Below are 5593 nucleotides of genomic sequence, written 5' to 3'. Positions count from 1 at the left end.
CCTATTCCGGCGTCATGGTGCGCCTGCTGGGCCCCATCGGCGCGGCGGTGTTCGGCGGCTTCGGCGCCCTGGCGGCCACGGGCGTCTGGGCGGCGATCTTCCCGGCGCTACGGAAGGCGGACCGGCTGAGTTAGGCGTAACGCCTTCGGTATGTTTGATCGATCAGCTCAAATTCGGGCCGCAATATTCGATAACCACTTCGCCGGTTCGGACATCATGACGCCCATGGGCGAACAGGTAGTCGCGGCTGTCATACTCGAACAGTCTTTGATCTGGGGATCGAACGCGTCGGCCCGCTTTGAAGCCAAAGACCCCGGCCTGCTTCAGATCGAACATGACGACAGACTTGTCGGCGCCGAGCCATTTCGATCCAACAAGCCCGCGGCTCCCCCACCAATTCAGTCGCCAAGCGTAGCTTCGCTGCCATTTATCAAGGGAGCCGACGCACTGGTCCTGCGCCAGTTGCTGTTCAATTCGGTCCAACAGCACGGGGTCAGGCACGGTTTCAATCGCCCTGACAGAAGCCTGGCAGCCCGCCAAGGCCATGCAGCCCGCCAAGGTGGCCGTTAGCCTTACTCCCCTCGGACGGCGCTTTTTCAACGCGGCCTCACCACGGCTTGAAGTGTTTCGACAGCTTCAGCCCCTGTTTCTGATAGTGGCTGCCGCCTTCGCCATAGAGGCGCGTCGGCTTTTCGGTCAGGGGCTCATAGACCAGCCGGGCCACGATCTGGTCGTGTTCCAAGAGGAAGGGCGTGTCGTGGGTCCGCACCTCCAGCACGCCGCGCGATCCGGCGCCGTGCGCCTCGTCCGTGCCGAAGCCGGGGTCGAAGAAGCCGGCGTAATGGACCCGGAACTCGCCCACCGACGGGTCGATGGGCGTCATCTCGGCGGCCTGATCGACCGGGATCTCGACCGCGCCCGACGAGGCCAGGATGTAGAATTCGCCCGGGTCCAGCAGCAGCTCGCCCCGGCGCAGGATCTGCGGCTCCCAGAAGTCGCGCGGATCGTGGCCGTCGATATTGTCCAGGTCGATGACCCCGGCGTGGCGCCGCCCGCGGAAGCCGACGATCTCGCCGCCCTGCAGATCGACGCCGACGCTGCGCGTCTCAAGCTTGGGCGGTTCGCCGGCCTTCAGACGCAGCTGGTTCAGCCGCGTGCCCGGCCGCACCAGGATGGAGAAGGTCTGGGGCGCGATCTCCAGATACAGTGGCCCCTCATAGCCTTCGGCCACATCGTCGAACGACGCGCCCTGGTCGGTCAGCAGGCGCACGAAGACATCGACGCGCCCGGTCGAGCTTTTCGGATTGGCCCGCGCGATCAGCCCCTTGGGCAGGTTCAGCCGCTCCTGCAGCCGGGCGATGTAGACGCAGCCTTTTTCCAGCACCACGCCGTCCGAAAGGTCGATCGTGTGCATGGCCACATCGGCGATGCGGTCCTCCACCTTGCGGCGGCCGGGCAGGAAGCTGGCCCGCACCCGCCAGGCGACGTCGGACAGGCGCAGGTCCAGGCTGGCGGGCTGGACCTGATCGGCGTCGAACGGGGTGTCGGACGTGATGGCCCCGCCCGCGATCAGGGTTTCGATGGACTGGCAGGGCAGGATGCCCGGACGAACGGAATGAAAGACGTGCATGGCGCCCGTTTACACGGTTTTCGCGACTTTCACGCCCCGACGTTTCGCCTCAGGCGCGGCGCCGCTTGACCTGTGGCCGGCATGGGCGACCATGCCGCCATGAACGACGATCCCGCCTATGAGACCGAGACCGACGGCGTGCGCGTGCGCGTGCGGCCCAGCTATCTGGCCGGACAGTCCGATCCCGACGCCGGGCGCTGGGTCTGGGCCTATCAGGTCGAGATCGAGAACCGCCGCGACGGCCCGGTCCAGCTGATCGCCCGCCACTGGGTCATCACCGACGCGCGTGGCCATGTGGAGGAGGTGCGTGGATCCGGCGTCGTGGGCGAACAGCCGGTGATCCAGCCGGGCGACCGCTACGCCTATGCCTCGGGCTGTCCGCTGACCACGCCGTCCGGGTCGATGGTCGGCAGCTACGCCCTGACCGACGACCGGGGCCAGGCGTTCCAGGCGGCCATCCCGGCCTTCAGCCTGGACGTGCCGGGCGGGCGGCGGGTTCTGAACTGATCGGCCCTTGCGTCTGGCGGTGCGGGCGCGCATCTGGCCTGACATGACCGACGCCGCACCCCAGACCGAGACCCTGGCCCAGCCCCGCCGCTATGACGGCATCAATTGGATCGGGGTTCAGACCCTGTATCTGAAAGAGGTACGCCGCTTCTGGAAGGTTGGGGCCCAGACGGTCGCCGCCCCGGTGGTGACGACCCTGCTCTATATGCTGGTGTTCGTGGTGGCGCTGAAGGGCGGGCGGCCGCCCCTGCACGGCACGCCCTTCGCCGAGTTCGTGGCGCCGGGCCTGATCATGATGGCCATGCTGAACAACGCCTTCGCCAACGCCTCCTCCAGCCTGATCCAGGCCAAGATCATGGGCACGGCGACCGACTTTCTGACCCCGCCGCTCAGCCCGCTGGAGCTGACCATCGGCTTTTCCCTGGGCGCGGCGACGCGCGGTCTGCTGGTCGGCCTGGTCACGGCCCTGTGCGTCCTGCCCTTCGCCAAGCTGGGCGTGGCCAATATCGCGCTGATCGTCTGGTTCGCGGTCATCGCCTGTCTGATGATGGGGGTGCTGGGGGTCTTCGCCGGTCTGTGGAGCGAGAAGTTCGACCATCTGGCGGCGGTGCAGAATTTCGTGGTCATGCCGATGACCTTCCTGTCGGGCGCCTTCTATCTGGTCGACAACCTGCCCCAGCCGTTCGCGGCCATCAGCCATTTCAACCCCTTCTTCTATCTGATCGACGGCTTCCGCGCCGGCTTCATCGGCCAGGCCGAGGGCGACGTCATGATCGGCGTGGTCATGAGCGCGGGGCTGACGGTCCTGCTGGCCGTCGCCTGCTGGGCCGTGTTCCGCTCGGGCTGGCGGCTGAAGAGCTGAGCCTTCCGGGCCGGTGTTGACTAGGCCCCGTTAGAGTCCGACAAGGCCAGACCCCTTGAAACGCGGTCCCGACGCCCCGGCGCCGGGGCCGTCTCGCTTTTGGAGACCGACATGTCCGACCATCTGATGGGTGTCTACAACCGCGCGCCGCTGGAGGTGGAGCGTGGCCAGGGCGCCCGGCTGTGGGGGCGTGACGGGACCGAATATCTGGACTGCGTCATGGGCATTTCGACCAACGCCCTGGGGCACGCCAATCCGGTGCTGGTCCAGGCGGTCAAGGACCAGGCCGAAAAGCTGTGGCACGTCTCCAACATCTTCCGCATCCCGGGCCAGGAAGCCTTGGCCGATGCGCTGTGCGACAAGTCGTTCGCCGATGTGGTCTTCTTCACCAACTCGGGGACCGAGGCCGTCGAATGCGCCCTGAAGACGGCGCGCAAGCATCACGTCGCCAACGGCCAGCCTGAACGGATCGACATCTACGGCTTTGACGGCAGCTTCCACGGCCGCACCTATGGCGCGATCAATGCGGCGGCCAACCCCAGCTACACCGAAGGCTTCGGCCCGCCGATGCAGGGCTTCCACCAGCTGACCTGGGGCGACCAGGCGGCGCTGGAGGCGGCGTTCGACAATCCGACCACGGCGGCCATCATCCTGGAGCCGGTCCAGGGCGAGGGCGGGTGCCGCGAAACCCCGGTCGAGACCCTGCGCTGGATGCGCCAGAAGGCCGACGAGACCGGCGTGCTGCTGATTTTTGACGAGGTCCAGTGCGGCATGGGCCGCACCGGCAAGCTTTGGGCCCACGAATGGGCCGGCATGGCGCCGGATATCATGGCCGTGGCCAAGGCGCTGGGCGGCGGCTTCCCCATCGGCGCCTGCCTGGCCACGGCGGATGCGGCCAAGGGCATGACGGTGGGCGTCCACGGCTCGACCTTCGGCGGTAACCCCCTGGCCATGGCGGTGGGGCTGGCGGCCTTCACCGAAATCTCCAGGCCCGAGACCCTGGCCCACGTCAATGAAGTGGCCGGTTATCTGAAGCAGCAGTTGGTCGGCCTGGCCGAACGCTTTCCCGACGTGATCGTGGACGTGCGCGGCAAGGGACTTCTGGTGGGGGTCAAGCTGGTCCCCAACAACCGCGAATTCATGGCCCTGGCCCGCGACACGCAACAGCTGTTGGTGGCCGGCGGCGGCGACAATTGCGTCAGGATACTGCCGCCGCTGAACCTGACGCTGGACGAGGCCCGGCTGGCCATCAGCAAGTTCGAGGGCGCGCTGGAAGCGGCGCGGGCCAAGGCGGCGGCCTGATGCGCCAATCGGTCGCCCGGGCTGGTTTTGGCTTTGTAGCGATCAGCCTGGCGGGTTGCGTGTCGATCCCCCTGCCATCCGCGCCGGACAGCGCCGCAGTGGTCGAGGGGTACATCATCAGCGGCTCTGGGTTCGCAAGACTGTATCCGACGCTCGGCGCGGCCCGACGCTCCAATCAGGATTGCATCCAGCTTCTGCGGCCGGCATCGTTTTCGCCTGCGGAGTTTCCGCCCGGACGGGTGCGGGTCTCCGGCCGGTTTGACGTGTTTGATAATCCCTTTGAGCTTGCAGGCCTTCAGGTCGGCGGCGACCATGCCACGCACGAACTCTGCCAGGCGAGATACTTGATTGTGGACGGCGTTTCGCCGGCTGTTGGGAACCGACCATGACCCGCCACTTCCTCGACATCCACCGGCTGGACGCGGCCGATCTGCGCGCCATTCTGGACGACGCCCATGCGCGAAAAGCGGCCCGTAAGGGCTGGCCCCAGGGGCGGCCCGACGCCGACGCGCCGGCGAAGGATCGCGTCCTGGCCATGGTGTTCGAAAAGAATTCGACCCGCACGCGCTTCAGCTTCGACGCCGCCATCCGCCAGCTGGGCGGCGCCGCCATCATCGCCAACGCCGGGGACATGCAGCTGGGCCGCGGCGAGCCTGTCGAGGACACGGCGCGGGTTCTGTCGCGCATGGTCGATGCGGTGATGATCCGCGCCAATGATCACGAAGAGGTCGAACGCTTCGCCCGCGTCTCGACCGTGCCGGTCATCAACGGCCTGACCGACCGGTCGCATCCGTGCCAGATCCTGGCCGACATCCTGACCATCGAGGAGCATCGCGGCCCGGTGGCGGGCAAGACCATCGCCTGGGTCGGCGACGGCAACAACGTCTGCCACAGCTTCATCCACGCGGCGCCGAAACTGGGCTTCCGCCTGACCATCGCCTGTCCGGCCGAATATCATCCCGACCTGATGGACCTGGCCAAGGGCGGCGATCATGTCGTCCTGACCTCCGACCCTCGCGAAGCGGTCGCCGGCGCCGATGTGGTGGTCACCGACACCTGGGTGTCCATGGGCGATCAGGACTATGATGAGCGTCTGGCCGCCTTCGACGCCTATCAGGTCGACGAGGCCCTGATGCAGGCGGCGGCGCCCGATGCGGTCTTCTTGCACTGCCTGCCCGCCCACCGGGGCGAAGAGGTGACCGACGACGTCATCGACGGCCCCCGCTCCCTGGTCTGGGACGAGGCGGAGAACCGCATCCACGCCCAGAAGGCGGTGCTGGCCTGGTGTTTCG

Annotated in this window: 7 protein-coding genes and 1 pseudogene; 6 read left to right on the top strand and 2 right to left on the bottom strand. The window is 67.1% G+C overall.

Features of this window, described 5'->3' with window-relative positions; genetic code table 11:
- A pseudogene (locus tag Q0581_RS06295) lies at positions 1 to 134 on the top strand (MFS transporter); the annotation flags it as partial.
- A 28-nt stretch (positions 135 to 162) separates the two neighbouring features.
- Here Q0581_RS06295 and Q0581_RS06290 read toward each other — a convergent pair.
- Both Q0581_RS06290 and Q0581_RS06285 read right to left on the bottom strand, forming a co-directional pair.
- Positions 163 to 546: a hypothetical protein gene (locus Q0581_RS06290; protein ID WP_298698676.1), complete on the bottom strand. Its 384-nt coding sequence runs from the start codon at positions 544 to 546 to the stop codon at positions 163 to 165.
- 61 nt (positions 547 to 607) lie between these two features.
- The gene (locus tag Q0581_RS06285) at positions 608 to 1630 is read right to left on the bottom strand and encodes a 2'-deoxycytidine 5'-triphosphate deaminase (RefSeq protein ID WP_298698674.1); all 1023 of its coding nucleotides are present in this window, start codon (positions 1628 to 1630) and stop codon (positions 608 to 610) included.
- 81 nt (positions 1631 to 1711) lie between these two features.
- On the opposite strand from Q0581_RS06285, the gene apaG reads away from it, so the two are divergent.
- The 5 genes from apaG to argF all read left to right on the top strand — a co-directional run.
- On the top strand, positions 1712 to 2137 hold the full coding sequence (gene apaG, locus Q0581_RS06280; protein WP_298698673.1) for a Co2+/Mg2+ efflux protein ApaG: 426 nt from the start codon (positions 1712 to 1714) through the stop codon (positions 2135 to 2137).
- A gap of 43 nt (positions 2138 to 2180) precedes the next feature.
- A complete protein-coding gene (locus Q0581_RS06275; RefSeq protein WP_298698678.1) occupies positions 2181 to 2999 on the top strand; it encodes an ABC transporter permease in 819 nt (272 codons plus the stop codon).
- A gap of 111 nt (positions 3000 to 3110) precedes the next feature.
- Positions 3111 to 4301 carry an aspartate aminotransferase family protein gene (locus Q0581_RS06270; protein ID WP_298698672.1) on the top strand — a complete coding sequence of 397 codons (1191 nt, stop codon included), beginning with the start codon at positions 3111 to 3113 and terminating at the stop codon, positions 4299 to 4301.
- Positions 4301 to 4690, top strand: a complete 390-nt coding sequence (locus Q0581_RS06265; RefSeq protein ID WP_298698670.1) for a hypothetical protein — start codon at positions 4301 to 4303, stop codon at positions 4688 to 4690. The genes Q0581_RS06270 and Q0581_RS06265 overlap by 1 nt, the downstream gene beginning before the upstream one ends.
- A partial coding sequence (argF, locus tag Q0581_RS06260; protein ID WP_298698668.1) for an ornithine carbamoyltransferase occupies positions 4687 to 5593 on the top strand: 907 nt, incomplete at its 3' end. The genes Q0581_RS06265 and argF, both read left to right, overlap by 4 nt.

Source organism: uncultured Brevundimonas sp. (genome assembly GCF_937863155.1).
In the GTDB taxonomy this organism is placed as follows: Bacteria; Pseudomonadota; Alphaproteobacteria; order Caulobacterales; family Caulobacteraceae; genus Brevundimonas.
Note: the sequence above shows the minus strand (reverse complement) of the source record. Positions and strands in the feature narration are given on the sequence as shown.

Coding starts and splice junctions, on each gene's coding strand:
- apaG (WP_298698673.1), top strand. CDS start 1,712: ATGGGCGACCATGCCGCCATGAACGACGATCCCGCCTATGAGACCGAG.
- Q0581_RS06270 (WP_298698672.1), top strand. CDS start 3,111: ATGTCCGACCATCTGATGGGTGTCTACAACCGCGCGCCGCTGGAGGTG.
- Q0581_RS06265 (WP_298698670.1), top strand. CDS start 4,301: ATGCGCCAATCGGTCGCCCGGGCTGGTTTTGGCTTTGTAGCGATCAGC.
- Q0581_RS06275 (WP_298698678.1), top strand. CDS start 2,181: ATGACCGACGCCGCACCCCAGACCGAGACCCTGGCCCAGCCCCGCCGC.
- Q0581_RS06285 (WP_298698674.1), bottom strand. CDS start 1,630: ATGCACGTCTTTCATTCCGTTCGTCCGGGCATCCTGCCCTGCCAGTCC.
- Q0581_RS06290 (WP_298698676.1), bottom strand. CDS start 546: ATGGCCTTGGCGGGCTGCCAGGCTTCTGTCAGGGCGATTGAAACCGTG.